The organism is Janthinobacterium sp. GW823-FHT03B06 (genome assembly GCF_058796955.1).
On sequence record NZ_JBXAJE010000005.1, the window covers coordinates 155464 to 181192 of the forward strand.

Annotated in this window: 26 protein-coding genes; 14 read left to right on the forward strand and 12 right to left on the reverse strand. The window is 63.3% G+C overall.

The annotated features are described in order from the left end of the window. Nucleotides 1-101: 101 nt before the first annotated feature. From AC1RBA_RS18080 to AC1RBA_RS18090, 3 genes are all read left to right on the forward strand, one after another. The gene (locus AC1RBA_RS18080) at nt 102-1229 is read left to right on the forward strand and encodes a toxin-antitoxin system YwqK family antitoxin (RefSeq protein ID WP_492419447.1); all 1128 of its coding nucleotides are present in this window, start codon (nt 102-104) and stop codon (nt 1227-1229) included. A 9-nt stretch (nt 1230-1238) separates the two neighbouring features. Continuing rightward, entirely contained in the window at nt 1239-2057 is an 819-nt protein-coding gene (locus tag AC1RBA_RS18085; RefSeq protein WP_492419449.1) for a toxin-antitoxin system YwqK family antitoxin, read from the forward strand. Between the two features lie 79 nt (nt 2058-2136). Beyond that, nucleotides 2137-2631, forward strand: a complete 495-nt coding sequence (locus AC1RBA_RS18090) for a MarR family winged helix-turn-helix transcriptional regulator (RefSeq protein ID WP_409028767.1) — start codon at nt 2137-2139, stop codon at nt 2629-2631. On the opposite strand, the gene AC1RBA_RS18095 is transcribed toward AC1RBA_RS18090, so the two are convergent. Beyond that, nucleotides 2621-3955 (reverse strand): chloride channel protein, encoded by a 1335-nt coding sequence (locus tag AC1RBA_RS18095; protein ID WP_492419451.1) that lies wholly within the window; start codon nt 3953-3955, stop codon nt 2621-2623. The genes AC1RBA_RS18090 and AC1RBA_RS18095 overlap by 11 nt on opposite strands. A 114-nt stretch (nt 3956-4069) precedes the next feature. After that, nucleotides 4070-4969, reverse strand: coding sequence for a transcriptional activator NhaR (gene nhaR, locus AC1RBA_RS18100; protein ID WP_070312984.1), 900 nt, complete (start codon nt 4967-4969; stop codon nt 4070-4072). Between the two features lie 159 nt (nt 4970-5128). Here nhaR and AC1RBA_RS18105 point away from each other — a divergent pair, with 159 nt between their 5' ends. Together AC1RBA_RS18105 and AC1RBA_RS18110 are read left to right on the forward strand one after the other, a co-directional pair. Continuing rightward, nucleotides 5129-6091 carry a TerC family protein gene (locus tag AC1RBA_RS18105; RefSeq protein WP_492419453.1) on the forward strand — a complete coding sequence of 321 codons (963 nt, stop codon included), beginning with the start codon at nt 5129-5131 and terminating at the stop codon, nt 6089-6091. 77 nt (nt 6092-6168) lie between these two features. Then, nucleotides 6169-6570 carry a TerB family tellurite resistance protein gene (locus AC1RBA_RS18110; protein ID WP_121668895.1) on the forward strand — a complete coding sequence of 134 codons (402 nt, stop codon included), beginning with the start codon at nt 6169-6171 and terminating at the stop codon, nt 6568-6570. On the opposite strand, the gene AC1RBA_RS18115 is transcribed toward AC1RBA_RS18110, so the two are convergent. Continuing rightward, entirely contained in the window at nt 6571-6924 is a 354-nt protein-coding gene (locus AC1RBA_RS18115) for a YnfA family protein (RefSeq protein ID WP_070291362.1), read from the reverse strand. It lies immediately after the preceding gene. Nucleotides 6925-7014: 90 nt separating this feature from the next. Here AC1RBA_RS18115 and AC1RBA_RS18120 point away from each other — a divergent pair, with 90 nt between their 5' ends. Further along, nucleotides 7015-8283, forward strand: a complete 1269-nt coding sequence (locus AC1RBA_RS18120; protein ID WP_492419455.1) for a glycerate kinase type-2 family protein — start codon at nt 7015-7017, stop codon at nt 8281-8283. Between the two features lie 2 nt (nt 8284-8285). Here AC1RBA_RS18120 and AC1RBA_RS18125 read toward each other — a convergent pair whose 3' ends face one another. Beyond that, nucleotides 8286-9299 carry a zinc-binding alcohol dehydrogenase family protein gene (locus AC1RBA_RS18125; protein WP_492419457.1) on the reverse strand — a complete coding sequence of 338 codons (1014 nt, stop codon included), beginning with the start codon at nt 9297-9299 and terminating at the stop codon, nt 8286-8288. Between the two features lie 171 nt (nt 9300-9470). Between AC1RBA_RS18125 and AC1RBA_RS18130 the strand changes: the two genes are divergently transcribed. Next, nucleotides 9471-10385, forward strand: a complete 915-nt coding sequence (locus tag AC1RBA_RS18130; RefSeq protein ID WP_492419459.1) for a LysR family transcriptional regulator — start codon at nt 9471-9473, stop codon at nt 10383-10385. 44 nt (nt 10386-10429) lie between these two features. Here AC1RBA_RS18130 and AC1RBA_RS18135 read toward each other — a convergent pair whose 3' ends face one another. Further along, complete coding sequence (locus AC1RBA_RS18135) at nt 10430-10807, reverse strand: c-type cytochrome (RefSeq protein ID WP_070291358.1); 378 nt, start codon at nt 10805-10807, stop codon at nt 10430-10432. Between the two features lie 250 nt (nt 10808-11057). Between AC1RBA_RS18135 and AC1RBA_RS18140 the strand changes: the two genes are divergently transcribed. The 3 genes from AC1RBA_RS18140 to AC1RBA_RS18150 all read left to right on the forward strand — a co-directional run bounded on the left by AC1RBA_RS18140 (nt 11058) and on the right by AC1RBA_RS18150 (nt 15007). Then, a complete protein-coding gene (locus AC1RBA_RS18140) occupies nt 11058-12605 on the forward strand; it encodes a DUF1800 domain-containing protein (protein WP_492419461.1) in 1548 nt (515 codons plus the stop codon). A 15-nt stretch (nt 12606-12620) separates the two neighbouring features. Then, a complete protein-coding gene (locus tag AC1RBA_RS18145; protein WP_492419463.1) occupies nt 12621-13805 on the forward strand; it encodes a DUF1501 domain-containing protein in 1185 nt (394 codons plus the stop codon). Between the two features lie 89 nt (nt 13806-13894). Next, nucleotides 13895-15007 carry an AI-2E family transporter gene (locus AC1RBA_RS18150; protein WP_492419465.1) on the forward strand — a complete coding sequence of 371 codons (1113 nt, stop codon included), beginning with the start codon at nt 13895-13897 and terminating at the stop codon, nt 15005-15007. Nucleotides 15008-15114: 107 nt separating this feature from the next. On the opposite strand, the gene AC1RBA_RS18155 is transcribed toward AC1RBA_RS18150, so the two are convergent. Then, the gene (locus tag AC1RBA_RS18155; protein ID WP_010396348.1) at nt 15115-15339 is read right to left on the reverse strand and encodes a hypothetical protein; all 225 of its coding nucleotides are present in this window, start codon (nt 15337-15339) and stop codon (nt 15115-15117) included. Nucleotides 15340-15486: 147 nt separating this feature from the next. On the opposite strand from AC1RBA_RS18155, the gene AC1RBA_RS18160 reads away from it, so the two are divergent. From AC1RBA_RS18160 to AC1RBA_RS18170, 3 genes are read left to right on the forward strand one after another with little or no spacing between them, the layout of a single operon-like run. Next, complete coding sequence (locus tag AC1RBA_RS18160; RefSeq protein ID WP_343216111.1) at nt 15487-16239, forward strand: phosphatase PAP2 family protein; 753 nt, start codon at nt 15487-15489, stop codon at nt 16237-16239. An 11-nt stretch (nt 16240-16250) separates the two neighbouring features. After that, the gene (locus tag AC1RBA_RS18165; RefSeq protein WP_492419611.1) at nt 16251-17159 is read left to right on the forward strand and encodes a diacylglycerol/lipid kinase family protein; all 909 of its coding nucleotides are present in this window, start codon (nt 16251-16253) and stop codon (nt 17157-17159) included. Nucleotides 17160-17168: 9 nt separating this feature from the next. Next, nucleotides 17169-17987, forward strand: a complete 819-nt coding sequence (locus AC1RBA_RS18170; protein ID WP_070224898.1) for a metallophosphoesterase family protein — start codon at nt 17169-17171, stop codon at nt 17985-17987. A 15-nt stretch (nt 17988-18002) separates the two neighbouring features. Here the strand turns inward: AC1RBA_RS18170 and AC1RBA_RS18175 are convergent, their stop codons facing one another. From AC1RBA_RS18175 to AC1RBA_RS18190, 4 genes are all read right to left on the reverse strand, one after another. Further along, a complete protein-coding gene (locus AC1RBA_RS18175; RefSeq protein ID WP_492419468.1) occupies nt 18003-18293 on the reverse strand; it encodes a type II toxin-antitoxin system RelE/ParE family toxin in 291 nt (96 codons plus the stop codon). Continuing rightward, nucleotides 18286-18531 (reverse strand): type II toxin-antitoxin system ParD family antitoxin, encoded by a 246-nt coding sequence (locus AC1RBA_RS18180; RefSeq protein ID WP_070224900.1) that lies wholly within the window; start codon nt 18529-18531, stop codon nt 18286-18288. The genes AC1RBA_RS18175 and AC1RBA_RS18180 overlap by 8 nt, the downstream gene beginning before the upstream one ends. A gap of 96 nt (nt 18532-18627) precedes the next feature. Then, nucleotides 18628-20004 (reverse strand): cardiolipin synthase, encoded by a 1377-nt coding sequence (gene cls, locus AC1RBA_RS18185; RefSeq protein WP_492419470.1) that lies wholly within the window; start codon nt 20002-20004, stop codon nt 18628-18630. Between the two features lie 11 nt (nt 20005-20015). After that, complete coding sequence (locus AC1RBA_RS18190) at nt 20016-22127, reverse strand: site-specific recombinase (RefSeq protein ID WP_230505890.1); 2112 nt, start codon at nt 22125-22127, stop codon at nt 20016-20018. A 320-nt stretch (nt 22128-22447) separates the two neighbouring features. On the opposite strand from AC1RBA_RS18190, the gene AC1RBA_RS18195 reads away from it, so the two are divergent. Next, nucleotides 22448-23557, forward strand: coding sequence for a porin (locus tag AC1RBA_RS18195; RefSeq protein ID WP_070291350.1), 1110 nt, complete (start codon nt 22448-22450; stop codon nt 23555-23557). On the opposite strand, the gene AC1RBA_RS18200 is transcribed toward AC1RBA_RS18195, so the two are convergent. Further along, nucleotides 23545-24114 carry a DUF3617 domain-containing protein gene (locus tag AC1RBA_RS18200; RefSeq protein ID WP_492419473.1) on the reverse strand — a complete coding sequence of 190 codons (570 nt, stop codon included), beginning with the start codon at nt 24112-24114 and terminating at the stop codon, nt 23545-23547. The genes AC1RBA_RS18195 and AC1RBA_RS18200 overlap by 13 nt on opposite strands. 67 nt (nt 24115-24181) lie before the next feature. Beyond that, nucleotides 24182-25729, reverse strand: a complete 1548-nt coding sequence (locus AC1RBA_RS18205; RefSeq protein ID WP_070224904.1) for a TerC family protein — start codon at nt 25727-25729, stop codon at nt 24182-24184.

The following is a 25729-nucleotide window of genomic DNA, read 5'->3' on the forward strand; positions in this document are numbered from 1 at the left end:
CTGGTCCCGGTTTTTTATTGTTGGGGCGGCAATCGTGCCCATGGCGAACGGCGCTTGCCTTTATGATAGTGGCCGCAAAGCAACATGAACAATGGAGCAACATGAAGAATCAACAGACGATGTGCTGGCTGCTGGCCGCCGCGCTGGGCATGGGCGCAGCCCTGCCATTGGCGGCTCAGGAACAGCCCGAAGGGCAAATGCCAACGCCAACCTTGCAGGAGGAAGACCACACCATGTATCTGGATGAGAATTTCATGCCAAGCAACCAACGCCGCGCCGTGTATGCGTTGCGCACGCCGCCGGAGCGCGACGAGTCGCTGGGCGCCTGGCATGTGCGGCTCGAATTTCCCGACACGCCGGGCGTGCTGGCCTTTGAAACCTATGCCACGGACCTGGACCTGAGCCAGATCAGGTTCGTGCGTTTTCGCAAGTCCTACTACGAGAATGGCCAGCTGCTGCGCGAAACCTATTTCAATGCCCAGGGCGAGGAGCTGCTGGGCGGCTGCGTGTACTTCGAGAATGGCCAGATCCAGCAGAAGGTCACGCCGCTGCCGAACGGGCGCGACAGCATCTCGGAAACGTATCACAAGAACGGCCAATTGATGAGCCGCACGCTGTACCACGGCGACGAGATGGCCGATGGCGAGCACGTGTCGTATGGCGCGAATGGCGCCGTCAGCAACCGCTCGTATCGCCGCAATGGCCAGATGGATGGCGTGGAGGAATCGTTTTATCCGGATGGCAAGCTGTTCCGAAGGGGACGGCACGTCGATGGCCAGCGCGAGGGCGAGTTTGTCATGCTTGCCGAGGACGGCAAGGTGCTGGCCCGGACCGTCTGGGTGCACGGCCAGCCCGACGGCTGGTCGTTTGAAAGCCATGGCAATGGCGTCGTGTCGAACAAGACGCTGTACCAGAAAGGTGCCGTGCTCAGTTTGCAAACGTGGGGCCCGAATGGCCGGCCCGTGTTTGCGTGGCAAAAAGACGCGCAGGGGCGCGACCATGGCGACACGACGGATTGGCATGCCAACGGCGTGCGCGCCAGCGTGACGCCGTTTGTCGAAGGCCAGCGCCACGGCTTGCTGCAGACCTGGTACAGCGATGGCAGCCTGCGGCAGATCGTGCCGTACGAACACGGCAAGAAGCACGGCATCGAGCGCCAGTGGGACAAGACGGGCAAGCTGGTGCTGGAGCAGGCGTGGCACGATGGCCAGCCCGTGGTCGCGAAATAGGGGGATCGCATGCGGTATGCACAGAAAATGCGCCTGGCGCTGCTGGCAGCGCTCATGACGGTGCTGCCGGTGGCGGCGCAGGCGCAGGCGCCGGCTGGCGGCACGTCGTTCTATGACAACGGCCAGCTCAAGCAAAAGGTGACCCGGCTGCCGAACGGACGCGACCGTATTGTCGAGTCTTACCATGAGAATGGCCAGCTGATGAACCGCATCCGCTACCACGGCCAGCAAATGGCCGATGGCGAGTATGTGTCGTATGGCCCGAATGGCAAGGTGAGCAGCCGCGCCTTCCTGAAAGGCGGCAGGATGCATGGGCTGCAGCAAGTGTTTTACGCCGACGGCAAGCTGTTCCAGCGCAGCCATTTCATCCATGACGAGCAGGATGGCGAGGCCGTCACCCTGGCGCCGGACGGCAAGGTGCTCGCCAGCACGACGTGGCGCCATGGTGAGCCCGACGGCTGGTCGTTCGACAGTCATGACAATGGCCAGCTGGCGCAGAGAGCGCTGTACCGCAAGGGCAAGCTGCTGAGCATGCAGAAGTGGGGCAGCAATGGCCAGCCGACCGTTGCCTGGCAGCAGGATGCCCAAGGGCGCGAGCAGGGCGACGTGACGCAATGGCATGACAACGGCGTGCGCGCCAGTGTCACGCCCATGCGCGACGGCCAGCGCCATGGCTTGCTGCAGACCTGGTACGCGGACGGCAGCCCGCAGCAGGTCGTGCCGTATGAACATGACAAGAAACAGGGCATCGAGCGCCAGTGGGACCAGGCTGGCAAGCTGGTGCTGGAGCAGGCTTGGCAAGCTGGAGAGCCAGTCCCCATGCGCTAGGAATCCCCCCGCCTTTGCAGGTATCATGCAGGGATTCCGGCCCGCCAGCAGGCGCGCAGCCGGTACGACAACGGAGGCAATGGTGGTGGAAGCGGACATTTCGGCGGTGGCCCGGGCGCAGGGCATGGCCTTGCAAAACATGCGCGTCGTCATGCGCGCGGCGCAGCGGCACTCGGCGCAGATCGAGAAGCAATGCGGCGTGTCTGGCGCGCAACTGTGGGTGATGCAGGAATTGCTGGAGCGGCCGGGCCTGCGCATGGGCGAGCTGGCCGGCAAGATGTCGATACACCAGACGACGGCCAGCAACCTGGTCGAGGCGCTGGTGAAAAAAACCTATGTGCGTAAGGCGCGCGACCAGCCCGACCAGCGCGTCGTCACGCTCACCCTGACGGCGGAAGGGCAAGCCGTGATCGCCGGCGCGCCGCAGCCGGCGCGCGGCTTGCTGCCCAGCGCGCTGGCCCAGCTGGACCCCGACAGCCTGGCGCACCTGAACCAGGGCTTGAACGCCTTGCTGGCCGTCGTCTCCCCCGATGACAGGCAGGCGGGCATGCAGCCGTTTCCGTTTACGATGTAGTGTCCCGGCTGGCCTGCGGCAACCGTTGCAGCTGCAGTTGCGCCAGCGCCCCGTACAGCGGCTCGCTGAGCACGCGCGAGACGGTGCTGGCCACCACGGCGCAGGCCATCAGGCTCAGCACCATGCCGTGGCCATCGACCATTTCCATGACGATGATAAACGCCGTCAGCGGCGCCTGCGTGGCGGCGGCCAGGAAGCCCACCATGCCCAGCGCGATCAGGGCGGGCGCGTGCGGATAGTGCAGCAATTGCGCAATGTCATGTCCGATGCCGGCGCCGATGGCCAGGGATGGCGCGAAGATGCCGGCCGGCACGCCCGACCAGACGGTCAGCCACGTTGCCACATATTTGAAGGCCACAAAGGCCGGCGCCACGTCGCTGGAACCTTCCAGCATGGCGCGCGTGGCCACGGTGCCGCTGCCGAACGTGGCGCCGTGGCTGGCGATGCCGATGGCCGCCACCAGCAAACCGCAGACGGCGGCGAACAGCACTGGCCGGCTGGTTCTCCACGCCGATAATTTTCCCAGCGGATTGCCCCGGGCGGACGCCAATAGCAGCCGCGCGAACAGGCCGCCGGCCACGCCCGCCACGAGGGTGACCAGTAAACCTGGCAGGGCCAGCGCTAGGCCGATGGGGCCGGGATGGATGATGCCGAAATGGGTGGCGTTGCCGTGGATCGACACGGCCATCATACCGGCCAGCACGATGCCGGCGACGATGAGGCCGCTGTTGCGCTGCTCGGGCGAGCGCGACAATTCTTCGATGGCAAACATGACGCCCGCCAGCGGCGTGTTGAAGGCAGCCGCGATGCCGGCCGCGCCGCCCGCCACCAGCAGCGAATGGGCGCTCACCTGCGAATGGCGCGGCAGCCAGCGGCGCGCGGCCAGCATCACGCCGGCGGCGATCTGCACGGACGGCCCTTCGCGCCCCAGCGACAAGCCGCCCAGCAAGCCGCCCGCCGTCAGGACTATCTTCGCGGCGCTGAGTTTCAGGGACACGAACAGCGAGCGCTGCTCCGGCGCCACGGCCGGGTCCAGCGTGGCCATCACTTGCGGGATGCCGGAGCCAGCCGCGCCCACGGCATAGCGGCGCGTCAGCCAGACGAGCAGGGCGGCGCAGGCCGGTGTCCACAGCAGGGCGAACCACCAGGCCTTGCCGTTAAAAAAGAGAAAACAATCGAGCGCTGTTTCCGCCAGCCACGTAAAGCCCACGACGACGAGGCCCGCGACGGCGGCCATGCCGACGACGACGGCACGCGACCACCACAGGCGCGGGTTGGCAAATTCATGCTTGAAGGCAGAGGGGATGTCGTGCAAGTGCTTCATTGCGGCAAGTCCAGGAAGGGGCGCGCAAGGCGTCGGGGAGGCTTGCCATTATATAGATGTATTTGCTCAAATGTATTTGGGGGTTTTAATTGTGGAACTTCAGTTGTGGAACTACTACACGAACAGCTCGCGCCGCGCGCTCTGGCTGATGGCGACGGTGGCCGGGTGGCTCAGCCGCCGCTCCGTGGTGATCGCATACACCTGCTCGACGAGGCTGTCGACCCGGCCCAGCGCCACCACGCCATGCTGTTCGCACACCTGGGGCGCGATCACGGTGGGGGCGAAGAACAGGCCGGCGCCGGACTGGCCGAAGGCCTGCATCATGGCGCTGTCGTCGAACTCGCCCACGATGCGCGGGTGCAGGTGGTTGTCGCCCAGCCATTGCAGCAAGCGGCCATAGATGGCGAAATCCTCGCCCGGCAGCAGCAGCGGCGCGCCATCGAGGCATTTGGGAAAGCCGCCTTCCAGCGTGGCGGCCAGCGCCGGCGTGCCGAACAGGGTCATGCCGCTTTCGCCCAGCAGGTGGTTGTAGCCGCGCACGCTCAAGTGGGACGGCATGGGGCGGTCGGCGATGATCAGGTCCAGCCGGTGCACGGCCAGATCCGCCAGCAGGCTGGCCAGCCGGCCTTCGCGGCAGATCATGCGCAGCGGTTCGGCCAGGCCCAGCGCCGGTTCGACCAGGCGGCAGGCGATCAGTTTCGACACAGAATCGGCGCAGCCCACGCGAAACGTGGTCGTCGCCGTGCGCGACTGGTCGCGCACGATTTCCAGCAATTCGTCGCCCGTGCTGAAAATCTCTTCCGCATGGCTGAGGATGCGTCTGCCCGTGTCCGTCAATTCCAGCTTGCGCCCGCTGCGGCGGAACAGTTCCACGCCCAGGGTGTCGGCAAAGTCGCTGAGCTGGCCCGAAATCGATTGCGGCGTCAGGTGCAGCTGCTCGGCCGCGCGGGCGATGCTGCCCGTCTTGGCCACCATCCAGAAATAGCGCAAGTGCTTGAAGTTGAGTGTGGACATGTTTGTTCCCGGCAAATTAATACATCGAATTTTTCGATGTATTCATAAATTATATTCGATTTGTTCGATGTTTATATTCAGCCTATGATGACTGCTCAATTCATGCAAGGAGAGTGCCATGGGCATCAGGATAGAGACAGACAGTTGCGGAGGCCGCCGATGAACGGCCTGGAGAGTATTGCAACGGCACCCATGTGGGCCGGTTTCATCGTATTCGTCCTGTTCATGCTGGCGCTGGACCTGTTCGTCTTCGGCGGCAACAAGGCGCACAAGGTCAGCGTCAAGGAAGCGGCGACGTGGTCGCTCGTGTGGGTCAGCCTGGCCCTGCTGTTCAACGGCGGCCTGTGGTGGTATCTGAACGGCACGGCCGGACCCGAGATCGCCAACCAGAAGGCGCTGGAGTTTTTCTCCGGCTACCTGATCGAGAAAGCCCTGTCGGTCGATAACGTGTTCGTCTTCCTGCTGATCTTCAGCGCCTTCCAGGTGCCGATCCAGTACCAGCGCCGCGTCTTGATTTACGGCGTGCTGGGCGCGATCGTCATGCGCGCCGTGATGATCATGGCCGGCGCCTGGGTGGTGAGCGAGTTCAGCTGGGTGCTGTACCTGTTTGGCGCCTTCCTGTTGATTACCGGCATGCGCATGCTGGTGGCGACCGATGCGGAGCCGGACGTGGCGAACAACCCCGTGCTGCGTTTTGCCCGCCGTCACTTGCGGGTGGCCGACGGCGACCACGGCGAGCGTTTCTTCGTGGCCAAGGGCGGCTTGCGCTATGTCACGCCGCTGTTCCTCGTGCTGATCCTGATCGAGGTGACGGACCTGGTCTTCGCGGTCGATTCGATCCCGGCGATCTTCGCCATCACGACGGACCCGTTCATCGTCTTCACGTCGAACCTGTTCGCCATCATGGGCTTGCGCGCCTTGTACTTCCTGCTGGTGGATGTGGCTGACCGCTTCCACATGCTCAAGTATGGCCTGGCAATGGTGCTCGTGTTTATCGGCGCCAAGATGCTGATCATGCCGTGGTACCACGTGCCGGTGGAAGCGTCGCTGCTGGTGGTGGCGGTGCTGATCGTGTCGAGCTGCGTGGCGAGCGTATTCATCACCCGCAGCGACAAGAAATAAACAGAGTAAAACTGCAGTACGGCGCGCCCCGCACGGCGGTGGCGCGCTTTTTAAACTCACAATGGAAAGTAAAGACTATGCGTACCTATGAAACGAACAGTCCCCAGGCAGCGGGACGTATCCTGGCCCTGATGATGGTGGTCGACGGCAACCTGGCCAGCGCCGAGCTGCAAGCCATGCACCGCAGCAAGATCCTCGAACATATCGACCTGGCGCCGGCCGCTTTTCAACAGCTGCTGCAAGACTTGTGCGACGACATGCTGACGTCGACCGTGCATGGCGCCGTGCAGCTGGCCCATGGCGTGATCGACAGCCTGCTCGATGAAATCACGGACCCGGACTTGCGCCGCAAGCTGCTGCAAGCCATGTGGAAGATTGCCGACGCGGACGACTGGCTGGCCGATGGCGAAGCCGTACTGCTGGCCCGCGCCAGCGCGGCGTGGTCGGCGGAAACGAATTTCCGCCAGCACGCGGCGTAATTACGCTGCCTTGTGTCCCATGGCAATCACGGCGGCGCCGGCCAGGGCCAGGCCCACGCCCGTCACATCCGTCCAGGCGGGCGTGACGCCGTCCACCAGCCACAGCCATCCCAGCGCCGTGGCGATGTAGACGGCGCCATACGTGGCGTAGACCCGGCCGCTGGCGGCCGGATGCAGGGTCAGCAGCCACACGAAGATCAGCAGGCTGAGGGCGGCCGGCAACAGCAGCCAGGCGCTGCCCTTGTTGCTCAGCCACAGCATGGGCAGGTAGCAGCCCAGCAGTTCAGCCACGGCCGTGACGGTAAACAGCCCGAAAGTGCGGGCAAGACTGGTCCATTCGATGGCGTCGCTCATTGCATTCCTGTTCGTGATCAAGCCGCCATTGTAGTCTCCGGGCAGCGCCGTCCCTGCTATGATCGGGTTCGGATACCCGAGGAGAACACCATGACGACGCCCCCCGCGCCGCGCGCCTTGCTGCAAGCCATGTTCCATGCCGCCGTCGAGGCGGCGCAGCCATCGCACTGCATACCGCCCCATCTGCCGCCCGCGCCCAGGGGACGCTTGATCGTCATCGGCGCCGGCAAGGCGTCGGCCGCCATGGCGCAAGCCGTGGAGCGGCATTGGCCGGGGCCGCTGTCGGGCCTCGTCGTCACGCGCTACGGCTATGCCGTGCCCTGTGAACGCATCGAGATCGTGGAAGCGTCGCATCCTGTGCCGGACTCTGCCGGCATGGCGGCCGCGCGGCGCATGCTGGACGTGGTGGGCAACTTGCAGGCGGACGACACGGTGCTGTGCCTGATCTCGGGCGGCGGCTCGTCGCTGCTGGCCTTGCCGCTGGACGGCATCACCCTGGAAGACAAGCAAGCGTTGAACCGCGCGCTGCTGGCGTCGGGCGCCACCATCGGCGAAATGAATTGCGTGCGCCGCCATTTGTCCGCCATCAAGGGCGGCCGGCTGGCGGCCGCCTGCCATCCGGCGCAAGTGGTGACGTTGGCGATTTCCGACGTGCCTGGCGACAAGCTCGGCGATATCGCGTCCGGCCCCACGGTGGGCGACGCGACGACGTGCGAGGACGCGCTGGCCATCGTGCGCCGCTATGGCATGGACTTGCCGGACAGCATAAGAAAAACGCTGGAAAGCGGGCGCGGCGAATCCGTGAAACCCGGTGACCCGCGCCTGACGCGCACGCGCACGACCCTGGTCGCCACGCCGCAGATGGCGCTCGAGGCGGCGGCCGCCGTGGCGCGCGCGGCCGGCGTCACGCCGTATATATTGGGCGACAGCCTGGAAGGCGAGGCGCGCGACGTGGGCAAAGTCATGGCCGGCATCGCGCTGCAAACGGCGATGCGGGGCCAGCCGTTTCCCGCCCCGTGCGTGCTGCTGTCGGGGGGCGAAACGACGGTCACCGTGCGCGGCAAGGGCCGCGGCGGACGCAACGTGGAATTTTTGCTGGCGCTGGGCATCGCGCTGGACGGACACGAGGGCATCCACGCGCTGGCCGGCGACACGGATGGCGTCGACGGCCAGGAAGACATCGCCGGCGCTTATCTCGCGCCCGACACCCTGCAGCGTGCCTGGGCGCAGGGCATCAAGCCCCGCGATAGCCTTGACAACAACGATGGACACGGCTTCTTCCAGGCGCTGGGAGATAGTGTGATCACGGGCCCGACATTGACGAATGTCAATGATTTTCGGGCCATTCTGATTACCTGAGTTTAGAACCCTTCAAGGACGATCTTGCCTTTGGCCGTATTGCTTTCCAGCAGGGCATGCGCACGCTTCAAATTTGCCGCGTTGATCGTGCCGAAGCGCTCGGCCACGGTGGTCTTGATGATACCGGCGTCCACCAGCTGCGCCAGTTCCTCGAGCAGTGCATGCTGCTGGACCATGTCCGCCGTCTGGAACAGCGAACGGGTAAACATCAGTTCCCAGTGCAGCGACACGCTCTTGCCCTTGAACTTGCGCACGTCGATGTGCTCGGGGTCGTCGATCAGGGCGAATTTGCCCTGCGGCGCGATTAGTTCGACGATCTGCTCGAAATGCTTGTCGGTCTGGTTCAGGCTGATCACGTAATCGACGGGCGGTAAACCGAGGCGCGTGATTTCGGCGGCCAGCGGCAGGCTGTGGTCGATCACGTGGTGGGCGCCCAGTTGCTTGACCCAGTCGGCCGTTTCCGCGCGCGAGGCCGTGCCGATGATGGTGACGCCCGTCAACTGCCGCGCCAGTTGCACCAGCACGGAGCCAACGCCGCCGGCCGCGCCGATCACGAGCAGCGACTTGCCGGTCAGGCTCTTGTCGCGGCTGATCTGCAGGCGGTCGAACAGCAATTCCCACGCCGTGATCGCCGTGAGCGGCAGGGCGGCGGCCGGGGCGAAATCGAGGCTGGCCGGCATGTGGCCCACGATGCGCTCGTCGACTAATTGAAATTCGCTGTTGCTGCCGGGGCGGTTGATGGCGCCCGCGTACCAGACCTTGTCGCCCACCTGGAACAGGGTGACGTCGGGGCCGACGGCGGTGACGACGCCGGCCGCATCCCAGCCCAGCACTTCCGGCTGGCCGTCTTTCGGCGCGCGGTTCTGGCGCACCTTGGTGTCGACGGGATTGACGGAGACGGCCTTGACGGCGACGAGCAGGTCGCGTCCAGTGGCGACGGGCACGGGCAGCTCGATGTCGAGCAGGGCGTCGGCATCCGTGATGGGCAGGCTGTGGTGGTAGGCGATGGCTTTCATATTCTTCCTTTGGTAAAACAGTGATGGAGTCGGGTAGGTCGGATTAGGTCCGAAGGACCGTAATCCGACAACATTGTGGGCGTGGCCATATGGGTTTGACGTATCATGGCCATTTTGTCGCCAGCGAAAAAGAGGGCGCGTACCGAAACACTTTCAAAGGAATTCTGAAAATTGCTGCGACTCGATGACTTGCAAGTGTTTGTCCGCACGGCTGACCGGGGCAGTTTGTCGGCGGCCGCGCGCGAGATCGGCATCTCGCCCGCGCTGGCCAGCGCCGCCGTCAAGCGCCTGGAAGGGGAATTGGGCTTGCGCCTGCTGGCCCGCACGACCCGTTCGCTGAGCCTGACGCCGGAAGGCACGCAATATCTCGAGCATGCGCGCGAAGCCCTGCGCCTGCTGCGCGCGGGCCATGACGCACTGCTGGCCGGCAAGGACAGTTTCGGCGGAACCTTGAAAATTGCCATGCCTTCCGACCTGGGCCGCAACCTGATGCTGGGCTGGCTGGACGCATTCCAGGCGCGCCATCCGAAACTGCACTACCAGCTCAGCGTCAGCGACCGGGTGGCCGACATGGTGCGTCAGCAAGTCGACGTGGCCATCCGCTATGGCCAGCAAGACGATTCGAGCATGGTCGCCATGCCCATCGCGCCCGCCAACGACAGGGTGCTGGTGGCCTCGCCCGGCTACCTGCGCGAACATGGCCCCTTGCTGGCGCTGCAAGACTTGTCGCAACGCAATTGCCTGCGCTTCGCGCTGGAAGACGGCTTGCACGACCGCTGGACTTTTTACCGCCTGCCCCAGCGCGAGCAGGTGACGATTGCCGTCAGCGGCAACCGCAGCGCCGACGACGCCGACCTCGTGCGCCGCTGGGCCGTGGCGGGCCTGGGCATCGCCTACAAATCGCGGCTCGACGTGGCTGGCGACCTGGCCACCGGCCGCCTGCAAGCGCTGTTGCCCGACGTGGCGGGCGAGGCGACGCCCCTGAACCTGGTCTGCACGCACCGGGCGCAGGTGACGCCGCTGGTGCTGCAGTTGCGCGACTTCCTGCGGGATCAGTGCGTGGAGTTATTCAAACAGGATAATTGATTTCGGAGTATTCCTGCGCGAGGTGTACTCCGCTGATTTCAAGATCAGCGGTTTTTGAAAATCACATCACTCATGTATTGATTCAAATCGCGAAAATCCTTTACCCGCCAGGCGTATGGCGCGATCTTGACGCCATTCTCTTTCAAGGTCTTTGGAATCAAATCGCCATTCGGGCGCAGTATGACGGACGATACGATCACACCCGGATAATCCTTCAGGCGTTTTTTAAAAGCGGCCGTCGTCAGATCCGGTGTAGGGGGATTGCTTTTATTCGCCAATGGCCCGGTTCCCTTGATCTCTGCTCCGTGGCACACGGCACATCGCTGCACATACAGGGTTTTTCCATTCAGATTCTCGGCGAAGGATAAGGGCGTTTGAATGAACGATAAGATTCCCAATGCGGCGATAAATAATATTTTCATTTCTTTTTAATGTGGACGTATTGTATGGATAATGTCTGGTTTAAGAGAAAATACGCAGCTGCCATTGCAGTACGCCATTCTCTCGATAACATTTTATCCGAGATTGTTCATTGCTAACGTGCCCGCGCCCGCGCGCGATCGGCTGGCGAACAAGCCCGCTTGATTACAACTCGTTGCAAATGGCAATCATGCGCGGGTCAACTTGGGCGTACCCTCAGGCATTCTGGTTGAAACCGCTTGAAAGATTACCATGAGCCCGAACCGATTATTGCCGACGACCTTGATATCCCTGCTGTTGCTGGCCGGCTGTGCCGCGACGGCGCCGCCGGCCGCGCAGCATGCCGTCGCCGCGCCCGACAATGCCGCGCAAGGCATCGCGATGCTCGAGCGCGTCAGCTGGGGCGTGAACGGCGGCAGCGTGCGCCAGTTGCAAAAGGAAGGCTGGAACGCTTACCTGCAGGCGCAGTTGCACCCAGGCAAAACGAGCCTGCCGCCCGCCGTGCAGGCGCAGATCGACGTCATGACCATCAGCCAGGTGCCGCTCGACCAGCTCGTCATGTCCGTGGAGCAAAAGCGCAAGGAGTCGGCCGGCGTCATGGACGACATGGCGAAGCAGCAAGCGCAAAAGGAGTACCAGCAGGAACTGAACCGCCTGGCGCGCGAGGCGGCCACGCGCTCGCTGTTGCTCGACGTGTATTCGCCGAACCAGCTGCAGCGGCAGCTGAGCTGGTTCTGGCTCAACCATTTCAGCGTGCACCAGGGCAAGCACAACTTGCGCGCCATGGTCGGCGATTACGAGGCGAACGCCATCGCGCCGCATGCCCTGGGGAAATTCCGCGACTTGCTGGGCGCGACCGTCCACCACCCGGCCATGCTGCGCTACCTCGATAATGAAGCCAACGCCGTCAAGCGCATCAATGAAAACTATGCGCGCGAGCTGATGGAGTTGCACACCCTGGGCGTGAACGGCGGCTATAGCCAGACCGACGTGCAGGAACTGGCGCGTATCCTCACCGGCGTGGGCGTCAACCTGGGCACGGATACGCCGAAGGTGAAACCGGCGCTGCAATCGCAATACGTGCGCCGGGGCCTGTTCGAATTCAATCCGAACCGCCACGATTACGGCGATAAGCAATTCCTCGGGCAAACGGTGAAGGGGCGGGGACTGGCCGAACTCGATGAAGCGCTGGACCGCCTGAGCCGCAGTCCCGCCACCGCGCGCTTTATCAGCGGCAAGCTGGCCCAGTATTTCGTGGGAGATAACCCTCCAGAGGCGCTGGTGGCGCGCATGGCGGCCACTTTCCAGCACAGCGACGGCATGATCGCCGACGTGCTGCAGACCATGTTCAGCAGTCCCGAGTTCAGGCAGTCGCTGGGCAAGAAATTCAAGGACCCCATGCATTACGTGGTGTCGGCCGTGCGCCTCAGCTACGACGACAAGCCCATCCTCAACGCCGGTCCCATGCTGAGCTGGCTCGCGCGCATGGGACAGCCCCTGTACGGGCGCCAGACGCCGGACGGCTATCCGCTCACGGATGCGTCCTGGGCCAGCCCCGGCCAGATGACGACGCGTTTCGATATCGCCCGCACCATCGGTTCGGGCAGCGCCGGCCTGTTCAAGACGGACGGCCCGCAGCCACAGGAAAAGGTCGCGTTTCCCCAGCTGGCCAGCGCCCTGTACTACCAGTCGCTGCAGCCGACCTTGAGTGCCGCCACGCGCCAGGCCCTGGACCAGGCCGCCTCGCCGCAGGAGTGGAATACATTTCTGCTCTCTTCGCCGGAAATGATGCACCGCTAGATTGAAAGGATAGCCATGAACCGTCGTGACCTGTTGAAAGCCCTGGCCGCCGCGCCCCTGTTGTCGCACGCGGGCAGCTTGCTGGCCGCGCCCGCCACGAATGCGAAGCTGCTGTTCGTCTTCCTGCGCGGCGGCTATGACGCGAACAACCTGCTGGTGCCCATCGGCAGCGATTTTTATTATGCATCGCGGCCGAATATCGCCATCGCGAAACCGGGTGCGGACAACGGCGCGCTGGCCTTGAACGCCGACTGGGCCCTGCATCCGGCCTTGCGCGAGACCATCTACCCGATGTTCACGGGCGGCGAGGCGGCCTTCATTCCGTTTGCCGGCACGACGGATTTGACGCGCAGCCATTTCGAGACGCAGGACAGCATCGAACTGGGGCAGGAACTGGGCGGGCGCCGCGATTTCCGTTCGGGCTTTTTGAACCGGCTGGCGCAAAGCCTCAATAGCGGCAAGCACGCCATTTCCTTCACGGACCAGCTGCCCCTGATCTTCCAGGGCGACGTGCAAGTGCCGAACATGGGGCTGCGCTCCGTGGGCAAGTCCGGTATCGATGCGCGTCAAAGCCAGCTCATCGCGGCGATGTACAAGGGCACGCCTCTGCAGCAACCGGTCAGCGCGGGCTTTGCCGTGCGCGAGGACGTGAGCCGGGAATTGACGGGAGAAATGCAGGCGGCCAACCGCAACGCCATCAGTACCAAGGGCTTTGAACTGGAAGCGCAGCGCATCGCGCGCTTGATGAAGGACAAATACAACCTCGGTTTCGTCGACGTGGGCGGCTGGGATACGCACGTGGGGCAGGGCGGCGCGAATGGCTACCTGGCGGGGCGCTTCGATGAGCTGGGCCGGGGCCTGGCCGCGTTTTCGCAGGAAATGGGCAGCGAGTGGCGCAATACCGTCGTCGTCGTCGTCAGCGAATTTGGCCGCACCTTCCGCGAAAACGGCAACCGCGGCACGGACCATGGCCACGGCAGCGTGTTCTGGGTGCTCGGCGGCGGCATCAAGGGCAAGCAGGTGGCGGGTGAGCAGGTGGCGATTTCGCAGGCGACGCTGTTCCAGAACCGCGACATGCCCGTGCTCAATGAATACCGCGCCGTGCTGGGCGGCTTGCTGCGCCGCACCTTCGGTTTGACGCCGGCGCAACTCGATCATGTGTTTGCCGGCGTCAAGCCGGTGGAGCTGGGCCTCGTATAAATCGCCATGGCTCCGTGTTACGCTACGCCTGCGCAACTGGCGCGTAGCGAATACTGGCGGCCTGTGGCGCCGGGCACGAATGGAGTGGTATGACCGATACCCAGCGCGACATCGTTAGCGCAGGCTTTTCCCTGGCCCTGATCGCCGTGACGGCCTTCGTCATGCAGCGTTTCTTTTTGCCGCTCGTGTGGGCCGGCATCCTGTGCGTGGCCACCTGGCCCCTGTATCTGCGCGTGCGCGCGGCACTGGGCCAGCGCACCATCATCGCGGCGGCCGTGCTGACCCTGGCGTTCGCCTGCATCTTTATCATCCCCGTGCTGTTCGGCGTGGCGCAGGCGGCGCGCGAAGTGCCCGTGCTGGCCAATTTCGTCGTCCATGCGAATACGGACGGCTTGCCCGTGCCGGACTGGGTGGCGCACATTCCGCTGGCCGGCAGCGCCATCGGCGACTGGTGGCAAGCCACCCTGAGCCAGCCCCACGGCCTCGGCCACTTCTTTGCGGGCAGCGCCGTGGGCGGTTTTCATTCCGCGCGCGACATGCTCAAGGTGCTGGGCGCGGACGTCTTCCACCGCCTGGTCGATTTCGGCCTGGCCTTTCTATGCCTGTTTTTCTTTTACAAGGATGGCGAAGCGCTGACGCGCCAGATCACGGCCGTCGGCAGCCATTTTTTGCGTCCTGAACGCTGGGGCCGCTATGCGCAAAAGATCCCCACGGCCATCCGCGCCACCGTCAATGGCCTGGTGCTCGTGGGCCTGGCCGAAGGCGTGCTGATCGGCTTCGCCTATGCGATTGCCGGCTTGCCGTCGCCGGCCCTGTGGGCGTTCGCCACCGGTATTTTGGCCATCATCCCGTTCGGCGCGCCGCTCGCTTACCTGTGCGCGGCCGCTTTGCTGGTGTTCCAGGGCAATGTGGGCGCCGCCATCGGCGTGGCCGCATGGGGCACCGTGGTGCTGTTCGTGGCCGATCACTTCGTGCGTCCCGGCATGATCGGCAACGCTACCCGCTTGCCTTTCCTGGCCGTGCTGTTCGGCATTTTGGGCGGCGTGGAAACCCTGGGCCTCGTGGGCCTGTTCATCGGCCCCGTCGTGATGGTGCTGTTCGTGACCTTGTGGTACGAGGCGAATGTGTTCGACAAGGCGGCGCCCGTCAAAACAGGCGCGAACACACCTGCCAGCCCGGCCGCACAGGAACGCACGCAGTAATGAGGGGTCGGCCAGCGTTGCCGCTGGCCGGTACTGGCGCGCTCCCGGCGTGGCCGGGCGGAGCAGACTTCAAAACAGAGTGCAAGCACCTTGTTTTAAAGTCATTCTTAATGCGCCTTGGATAAAATGAGGAGCCAACGGCGCATCAGCAGCACTTCAACATAGCCCGGCTCGATGCCCGTACCGCACTCGATCAAGGGATTGACGGTGTAGTAGCGCTTGCGGAAGTCGCGGCAGACGAGGATTTCGCGCTTGCCCATGCGGACGAGGAAAGAGCTTGGGGCGTATTCCAGGCCGAACCGTGAGCCAAAACCGCTATTCAATGTTGCCATGACAATTCCTTTGAGGGAGATGTGTTGAACGAGTCATCAGAATAGCATAACTACTGTATGAATACACAGCTACTGTATGAATAAACAGTATTTTTTTGCTGGTGTGGTTTTTTTGATCATCGCCAGGAACAAGAAAGAGAGATCAGTTTGCAAGAGAATAATGACATGGGCGTGACCACGGGCTGGACCATGAAACTGCGCCGCTTCGTCGAGGCGCGCCTGTCGCCCGAAGGCGAGCTGGGCCTACATATGACGGTCGGCGTGGCGCTGATGCTGGTGGCCATCGTGGTCTTCCACGAGATCGCCGAAGCCGTGATGGGCATGGAGCAGATCACCGTGATCGACTTGCAGGTGGCGCAGTGGTTCAACCGGCATGCCGTGCCGTGGATCACCAGCGTGCTGCTGGTCGTTACGCATATGCATGGCGTGATCGGCGCCATCACCCTGGCCGTCTTGCTGGGCTGGTATCTGCACCGCAAGGGCGCTGACTATTGGCTGTTTACCCTGGTCATCACCATGCCGGGCGTCATGTTTTTGAACCTGCTGTTAAAGTACATTTTTGTGCGCGCGCGGCCCAGCTTTGACGAGCCCATCCTGCAGACGGCCTTGAGCACGTACAGCTTTCCCAGCGGCCATACGGCCACCTCGACAGCCCTGTACGGCTTGCTGGCCGCCTACCTGATTTGCCAGACGGCGCCGGGCGCCTGGGGCAAGCGCATCGGCATCGCGCTGGGCGCATTCCTGATGGCGTCGCTCGTGGGCTTCAGCCGCATTTATTTGGGCGCACATTACCTGAGCGATGTGCTGGCGGCCATGGCGGAAAGCTATGGCTGGCTGGCCATCTGTATCGCCGGCGTGTCGACCCTGCGCCGCCGCCGGCACATCCGGCAAACCACATAAGGGGAACGATCCTGAGCAAAATCGCCGTCATCATCAACGCGGGCGCCGGCTGCGGCTATGCGCCGGACTGGGCGCAGCAGCTCGAAGCGCAATTCCTGGCCGTGGGCCTCGACGCCGCCATCACCCTGGCGCAAAGCGGGGCCGAGATGATCGCCACTGCCGAGCAAGCCTTGCGCGATGGCGCGCCCATCGTCGTGGCCGGCGGCGGCGACGGCACCATCAATGCCGTCGCGTCCGTCGTCGTCGGCAGCGGCACGCCGTTTGGCGTCCTGCCGCTAGGCACCTTGAACCATTTCGCCAAGGATTTGAATATCCCGCTTGACCTCGATGCGGCGATTGCCAACGTGGCGCAGGGCGTGCCGCACCAGGTCGACGTGGGCGAAGTCAATGGCCGCATCTTCCTGAACAATTCCAGCCTGGGCCTGTATCCCGATATCGTGCGCGACCGCGAAAAGCAGCAGCGCCGCCTGGGACGGGGCAAGTGGCTGGCCTTCAGCTGGGCGCTGGTGGCCGCCTTGCGCCGCTATCCGTTTCTCAGCGTGCAATTGAAACTCAACGACGCCGTGCATGCGCGGCGCACGCCCTTCGTCTTCATCGGCAATAATGAATACCGGATGGAAGGCTTGAATATCGGCGAGCGCGAACGCCTCAACGGTGGCCAGCTGAGCCTGTACGTGGCGCAGCGTCCGGGCCGCCTGGGCCTCGTGCGCCTGGCCCTGCACGCGCTGTTCGGCAAGTTGTCGCAGGCTAAGGATTTCGATGTGCTGACGGCCACCGACCTGGAGATCGCCACGAAACACCGCCGCCTGCGCGTGGCCACCGATGGCGAAGTGACCGTCATGAATACGCCGCTGCGCTACCGCATCCGCACGGCCGCGCTCGAAGTGATCGTGCCGGCGTCCGTGCCCGCCGCCAGCTAGGAGAACGCCATGCGTACCATCGTGCATTTATCGGATTTGCATTTCGGCCGGGTCGACGGGGATTTGCTGGCGCCCTTGCGCGCGCTGGTCGAGCGCCTGGAACCGGATGTGGTGGTGGTCTCGGGCGACCTCACCCAGCGGGCCCGCAGCGCCCAGTTCCAGGCGGCGCGGCACTTTCTCGACAGCTTGCCGGGCCCGCAGATCGTGGTGCCGGGCAACCATGACGTGCCGCTGTATAACGTCTTTTCCCGTTTCCTGACGCCGCTGGTGAAGTACCGGCGCCACGTGACGGACGATTTGTCGCCCGAATATGTGGACGAGGAAATTGCCGTGCTGGGTATCAACACGGCCCGTTCATTGACGTTCAAGGATGGCCGCATCAGCCACGAGCAGATCGATTTCCTGCGTGAACGCCTGGGCCGCTTGCCGCCCGGTTTGACGCGCATCATCGTCACGCACCATCCATTCGACTTGCCCGAGCACTTCGATGAAGACGATCTGGTGGACCGCGCGCCGCAGGCGCTGCAGATGTTTTCCGAATGCGGCGTGGATTTATTGCTGGCGGGACACTTGCATGCCAGCGTGGCGGGCAATACTGCCGAGCGCTACAAGATCGCCGGCTACGCGGCCCTGATGGTGCAGGCGGGCACGGCCACGTCCACGCGGGGCAGGGGCGAGTCGAACTCCTTCAATGTGCTGCGCGTGGAAAACAGTTGCATCCGGGTCGAGCGCTACAGCTGGAATGAAGACAGCGCCGAGTTTGAAAAGGTCAGCACGGAAGCGTTCGAACGCCAGGGCGGCGTGTGGGCCAGCTTGCGGCCGCTGTGATCGGTGATGTTTTAATTACAGATGGCGTGCCGCATCCATGCGGTCATGCAAAATGCGGACGATGGCAATGCCATAGTGAGTGATGCGTAAATAAATCATGTGCCGTCCGACTTTGCGGCGCCGGTAGCCGGGCCGAATCTGCTCGCATGCCGGTGCCGTCTCGGGTGCGCGTGCCAGGTCATCGAAGGTTGCCGTCATGTTGTCAAGATAAAGACTGGCCTGATGCACGTTCCAGCGCTGCGACGTATACGCCCAGATCGCCTCAAGATCATGCTCGGCGGCGGGCGTCAGCCGGTATTCAGCCATGCGCTGCCAGCATTCTCTGCTTGAAAGCCCTGGCGTCGAAAGGCTGGGGTTCGCCGCTGGCCTCGCCTTCCACCAGCGCCGCGCGGATCGCATCGAGTTCGGCGCTGCGTTCCTGTTCACGCCGGATCAGGTCGCGGATGTATTCGCTGTCGTTCGTATAGCGCCCGGCGTCAATTTGCGCCTTGATCCAGTCGTCCTGCTGGTCCGTCAAGGTAATGGTCTTGCGCACGGTTCCCATGATGGTTCACTCCAGATATGAGCAGTACGACGATCGTCATACTATTGGTGCAATATAGTGCATATTTGTGCAAATATCCAGTCGCCTGATCGGTGCTTATAACCAGTAATTCATGAAACGGGCCGCCCATTCCTTCATGCGGTCGGAGATGGGCCGGGTTTCCCATTTCGCCTTGGTGATCTCTTCCGAGTCGCGCAAGTCTTCCTGGAAGGCGTTTTCCATTTCCCGGCCGAAGCTGTCGCCCAGCACGATCACGTTCAGCTCGCTGTTGTGCAGGAAGCTGCGCATGTCGATGTTGGTCGAGCCGACCGTCGACCAGGCGCCGTCGATGACGGCCGTCTTGGCGTGCAGCACGGCCAGTTTCAAGTGGAAGATGCGGATGCCGCCGGCCAGCAGCTGGTCGTACAGCGCGTGTCCCGCATGGAACACGAGGCCGCTGTCGGACACGCCGGGCAGCACCACGGTGACGTCTACGCCCCGCTTGGCGGCCGCGACCAGCGCGTCGACCGTCTGCTGGTCGGGCACGAAATAGGCGGACGTGATGTGGATCGATTTCTTTGCTTCCTGGATGGCCAGGATATACGCCTTGTAGATTTCAAAGCCGCCTTCCGGCTCGCTGGCCACCACGCGCACCAGCTTGTCGCCCACTTCGGACAGCACGGGGAAATAATTGGCGTCCGGCAAGTCAGTCTGGTCTTGCTGGGCCCAGGTGCGGATGAACAGCCACTGGAAGGCGGCCACGGCCGGGCCTTCCACTTTCATGTGCGTGTCGCGCCAGCCCACGTCCTTCTTGTCGGTGGGCTTTGATTTCGAGCGGAACAGCGAGCTTTTCGCATAGGTATCGCTGATATTGATGCCGCCCGTAAACGCTGTCTTGCCGTCGACGATCAGCACCTTGCGGTGGTCGCGGTTGTTGATCTTCCAGTCGTCGCCCTTGAGCTTGGCCGGATTGACGGGGTTGAAGGCCACCAGGCGCACGCCGGCCGCGCGCATGCGCTCAAAAAACGCTTGCGGCACGCCGATGGTGCCCACGCTGTCGTAGATGACGTTGACCGTCACGCCCGATTGCTGCTTTTCGATCAGCATGTCGGCGAACTTCAGGCCCAGCGGGTCCTGGTCGAAGATGTACGTTTCCAGGTTGATGCTGGTCTTGGCGTCGCTGATGGCCTGGAACATGGCGGCCATGGTTTGCGGGCCGTCAAACAGCAGGGTTACCTTGTTGCCCTTGATCAGAGGCACGCCCGTTGCCGCCTCTTCCAGCGCGGCCTGGGTCTTCAAGTCCATGCCGGACTTGGCCCAGCGTTTGTTGAGCAGGGCGGCCCGGCTGTTGACGTTCAGCACGGCGCCCTTGCCCGTGATCACCTTGGGCTTGGCTACGGGTTCCAGGGTGGTGTTGAGGTTCTTGACATTGGGCAGCGAAGCGCATGCAGCCAGGGTCCAGCACAGCAGGAGGGCGGTGAGACAGGGTTGCATGCGCCTAGCGGTCATTTTTGAGCCTTGTTTGTCAGTGACAGGTTTGCCGTATCATCGGCCAGCGCCAGTGGCGGCGGGTTTTTCGAACCAAAGAAGAAGACGATGGGCGAGCGCAGGAAACGCTTGCCCAGGATTTTCAACAATTGCATGCCGTGCTTGAAGCGCACCTGGCGCGAACGCAGGGCTACCCACAGGGCCAGGCCGAAGCTGACCAGCAGGTTGGCCGTGCCGATGGCGAAGATGCCCGACAGCGACTTGACGGCCAGTTGCCAGCTCATGTTGTGGTCGAGTCCCACCAGGGCTGTCGCAAAGTTGGCGGCCGAGAAGGTGATGTGGCGGATATCGATGGGCAGGCCGATCAAAAAGCCGAGGGTGCCGATGGAGCCCAGCAAAATACCGAAATAGAAGTTACCCATCAGGCCGCCCAGGTTGTTTTCCAGGTACAGGCCCAGCCGCTGCAAGCGCTCCTGGCCGATCACCCGGCCCAGGCCGCGCAATTGCGCGATGCGCTGCGCCCAGCGCGTGTACAGGGCCTGGTTATCGTAGTAGCCGGAAATCAGGCCCGCCACGAACAGGCACACGCCCGCGATCATGGCGTAGAAGATGGCGGGGCTGCCGATGGGATCGATATCGTGCAGCAGATGCATGGCTTTTTCCGGCGATACCAGGTTGTGCCCCGTGATCGCCTTGTAGCCGAGCGCGATCAGCCACGCCGTGGGGATGGCCGTCGCCAGGTTGCCCAGCACGGCCATGTTTTGCGTGCGGAAGACCTTGTTGATCAGTTCCGCCATGCTGTCGAGGTCGATATTCCGGCCGTCCTTGCTGTGCAGGCCGGCGGCGATGCGTGAGGCCGTCATGGCCGGCTGCTTGGTGGCCACCGTGAAGTGCAGCAAGTGGATGAACATGAAGCCGATCGAGTAATTCATGCTGAACATGAACGCTTCGACCAGCGGCGCCGAGCGCAAATACGACATCAATATCTTGAACAGGGCCATGAAGCCGATGATCACGCCCGCGCCTGCGGACGAGAGGAACATGGCGCCCATTTCGCGGCGGTTTTCCGCGATGTAGTGCTCGCCCGTGCGGCTGGCGTTTTCCGTCACATTGCGCGCCAGCAAGTTGATATTGTCGGAAAACAGGTCGCTGACCTTGTATTTGTGGTTGTGCGCGCGTATCAGTTCCAGCGCCAGCCCCACGGCGCCCGCGCGGCGGCGGCTGACGGGCTGCGGGTGCAGCAAGTCCTGCGTGGCGTCGACCGTGATGGCGTTAATGTCCACGTTGTTCGATGCGGGCAGCTCGCCGCTCGTGTCGACGAGGAACAGCAGCTTGCGCAGGCGGTCGATGCTCTGCGCCAGCGCCACCAGTAAATACGTGAGGGGAATGCTGGTGCCCTGGTACAGCGCCTTCTTGCGGATCTTGGCGATGACGGCGTCGCACTGGTCGAGCATCACCAGCAAATGGCGCGCGTCCTCGATGTGCTCGATGTCGCCTTGCAGCAGGCTCGAGTAGGCATCCAGGTAGGCGTTCACTTCCGTGTTCTGCACCATGAACGGCGACTGGAACACTTCGATTTCATTGTGGAAACGCGTCAGTTCCGGTTCCAGGCCCATGGCGCAGACGCGGTAGGACAGGGTGCGGATGGCGTCGAGCATGCCTGGCAGCATGATATTGCCGTCGCCGACGGCCAGTTCGACCTCGTCGCTGGTGAGCACGTCGAACAGTTCCAGCCAGTCCGTGGCGGGCACGTTGCTGATCCACAAATAATCGGTCTTCAGGTACAGCACCTGGTCGAGCGCGTCGTTCAGGTATTCATCGCCAAGGGCGGGCGGCAGCATGCGGTAGGCGATGCGGCGTTTTAATTCTGTAAAGAAACCGCTGTTCGACAGCACGCCGATATCCGTGTACAGGCTGGCGTGGCGGCGCGCGGCCAGCACGCGCAGCACGTATTCGTGCAGGGCGCGCGCCTGGGCGGGGTTACCTTTGAGAAGCTGGCGCAGGGTGCGCACGTTGGCGATCGCGGTAGCGCTGTCGTGGGGGCGCTTGGGACGCAATGAGTTGAATAATTCCACCAGCAAGTCGATATTGCTGGAGTTGGGGTCAATGCGTTCGAGGATAGCTAGCATGCAGAAAAAACGGGCGAGCCGCTGTCGGTAAAACCAGTAGTGTACCGCCTGCGTCAGATCGCGCAACGTTCGCCACCGAACATTGCTTTACGGCAGGGCCTGCAATTCACGCCATTTTGCCGCATATTGCCACAATCATGGTCAATCTTGCGTGTTGTCAGTGTGCGACGTGTTTCTTGGGACTAAGCTGAAGTTTCTGTTGTACAACGCACGGATGGCTGGACAAAAAGCGAGGATAAGGTAACACTTGGATCAGACACACAGCGCATGTCCTGATCAATACCGGGTAGTTTACTTTTCACGTCACCGAGATATTTATCATGAAGACCTCGTATTTTGCGCTTGCTGTGATTGGGATGGGGCCTTTCGCGCTGGGCGCGACGGCCCAGGCTGCCGATGGCGCGGGCAGTGCCGCATCCACCAACGTTGCCGTGTACGGCGTGCTCGACGCGGGCATCGTGGCCGAGCGGGGCTGCGCCGCCGGTTGCGCCGGCACCAAGGTGTCCGGCGGCGTCGCCTCCGGCTCGCGCCTGGGCGTGCAGGGGCGCGAAGCGCTGGGCAACGACGTTTCCGCCGTGTTTACCCTGGAAGCGGGCGTCCAGAACGACACGGGCCAGTCGGACGAGGGCCGCCTGTTCGGCCGGCAAGCCTACGTGGGCCTGGACAGCCGCCTGGGCGCGCTGACCTTGGGGCGCCAGTACAACCTGCAATACCTGGCGCTCACCGACGTGGCCGACCCGTTCAAGGGCGGCATGGCCGGCAGCGCCAGCAACCTGGCCGGCTACAGCGTGAAACGCTACGACAATACCGTCAAATACGTGACGCCCGCCTTGCGCGGCGTGACGGCCAGCGCCATCTACAGCTTCGGCGAGTCGCCTTACAGCAGCGCCAACAACCGCGCGTATGGCGCCACCCTCGGCTATTCGTCCGGCGCCGTGAATGTCAGCGTGTCGCACCAGCGCAAGAACAACTTCATCCTCGCCTCCGGCACCTTGCCCGCCATCGACATGTCGTCGCGCAACACCCTGATCGCGGCGAACATCGACCTGAAAGTGGCCACCGCCTTTGCCGCCGTGGGCGTGAACAAGGGCTATGGCAGCTCGCCGTGGGACCCGAACAATGCCTACAGCTCGCTGGCCCTGTCGATGTCGTCGTCGGACAGCCGCGACACTCTGCTGGGCGTGTCCGTGCCCGTGGGCGGTTTCAAGCTGCTGGCCTCGTACGTGCGCAAGGATGACCGCGACCTGGCCAACCGCGACGCCAATCAGGTGGCCGTCGGCCTCACGTATTCCCTGTCAAAACGCAGCGATTTCTACGCGTCCTACGCGAAGATCCACAACAAGAACGGCGCCCGCTACACGGTGGGCAATGCCAGCGATGCGGGACGCGGCGACGCCGCTTTTAATATGGGCTTCCGTCACGGTTTCTGAGCGGCGGCGGACGGGGCAGGGCACGTTGCTCCCAGCCACTTGCCGTTGCTCGTCACATTCACCTGTTCCGGCGTACCGCGCGCGCTCGTCGTCACGGCCAGCTGCATGCTGAACGCCTGGTCGCCACTGAAGCGCACCTTGCCTTCGCCGCTCGATTTCGGATTCGCGCACGTGAACGACACCTGCATGCCGCCCGCGATGTCCTTGTTCTTCGAGGTGCAATCGCCGGGCTGGCCCGTGGGAATCTGCTTGCGCGCCGCCATGTCCGGCGTCACGCACGCCGTCACGCGCACGGCGCCGTCGGCGCCCACGGTGGGCATGGCCATGCCGCGGCTGGCCGCCATGTTTTCCAGCTGCTTGCGTTGATCGGGAGGAAGGTTGCCCAGTTGCTGCAGCACCATGGACATGGCGTTGTCGGTGGCGGCGTCGGGCGACGCCATCTTGCTGTCGACTTGCCACAGGCCAGGCTTGATGGTGGCCGATGGCGCGGCGGCCATGGCCTGGCTGCCGAAGGCGGCGCAGGCGAGCAGGGTCAGGCGTAGCAAAGAATGTTTCATGTGGGCGTCTCCGGAAAAGGCAGACCCCAGCATACGGCATGGCAAGCGGGGCACGCTTGCCATTGTGTTACAAACTGTGATCGGGCTCGATGCGGCGCACGTCCACGCTGGCGATGCGGCGCTCGTCGGCCTCGAGGATTTCATAGCGCAGATCGTCGAGTTCCAGCACTTCGCCCACGGCCGGCATGTTTTCGAAATGCGCCAGCAGGAAGCCGGCCAGCGAGTTGTACTCGCCGTCTTCGCTGACCAGGGTTTCCGTCTCGAATACTTGCTCCAGGTAATGCAGGTCCGTCGCGCCGTCGATGCGCCAGTGGCCGGGACCGAGCACTTCCACGTCCGGCTGCTCGTCCTCGTCGGGGAATTCGCCGGCGATGGCTTCCAGGATATCGATCGGCGTGAGCACGCCTTGCACGGTGCCGAACTCGTCTACCACCAGCACCAGCTGGCCGCGCGAGCGCTTCAGGGTCTCCATGGCTTTCAGCACGCCGGCCGCTTCCGGCACGACGACGGCTTCGCGCATGCTGGCCGGGTCGATCTTGCCGCGCGAGACGAGGTCCTCGATCAGGTCCTTGCTGCGCGCGATGCCGACCACATTGTCGAGGTCATCATTACAGACAGGAATCATGCTGTGCGGCGTGTCGCGCAGCAGTTGCAGCATTTTGTCGCTGCTGTCGTTCAGGTTGACCCAGGAGACGTCGCCGCGCGGCGTCATCACGGAACGGATCGAGCGTTCGGCCAGGGTCAGCACGCCGCTGACCATGTTGCGCTCTTCCACGCCGAAGGCGGAGACGTCGGGCAATTCCTTGACTTCGTGCTCTTCCACGGCTTCGCGGCCCTTGCGCCCGCCCAGCAGGCTCAGCACGGCTTGTGCCGTGCGGTCGCGCAGTGGCGCATTCGACTGCAGCTTGAGGAAGTTGCGGCGCGCCAGCTGGTTGAAGAACTCGATGACGATCGAGAAACCGATGGCGGCGTACAGATAGCCTTTCGGAATGTGGAAGCCCAGGCCTTCGGCCACCAGGGACAGGCCGATCATCAGCAAAAAGCTCAGGCACAGCACGACGACGGTGGGATGGGCGTTGACGAAGCGCGTCAGCACCTTTGAGGCCAGCATCATGACGACGATGGAAATGACGACGGCCGCCATCATCACGTACAGGTTTTCCACCATGCCGACGGCCGTGATGACGGCGTCGAGCGAAAAGACGGCGTCGAGCACGACGATCTGCGCCACCACGAGGCCGAAGCCGGCGTAGACTTTCGGTCCCGTCTGCGCATGCGTGACGCCTTCGAGGCGCTCGTGCAGCTCGCTGGTGGCCTTGAACAGCAGGAACAGGCCGCCGATGAGCAGGATCAGGTCGCGCCCCGAAAACGAGAAGGCCCATATGGAAAACAAGGGCGTCGTCAGGGTGACCAGCCAGGAAATCAGCGAGAGCAGGCCCAGCCGCATGACGAGGGCCAGGGTCAGGCCCAGCACCCTGGCCTTGTCGCGCTGGTGCGGCGGCAGCTTTTCGGCCAGGATGGCGATGAAAATCAGGTTGTCGATACCCAGTACGATTTCCAGTACGACCAGCGTCAGCAGGCCGACCCAGATTGTCGGGTCAAATAACCATTCCAT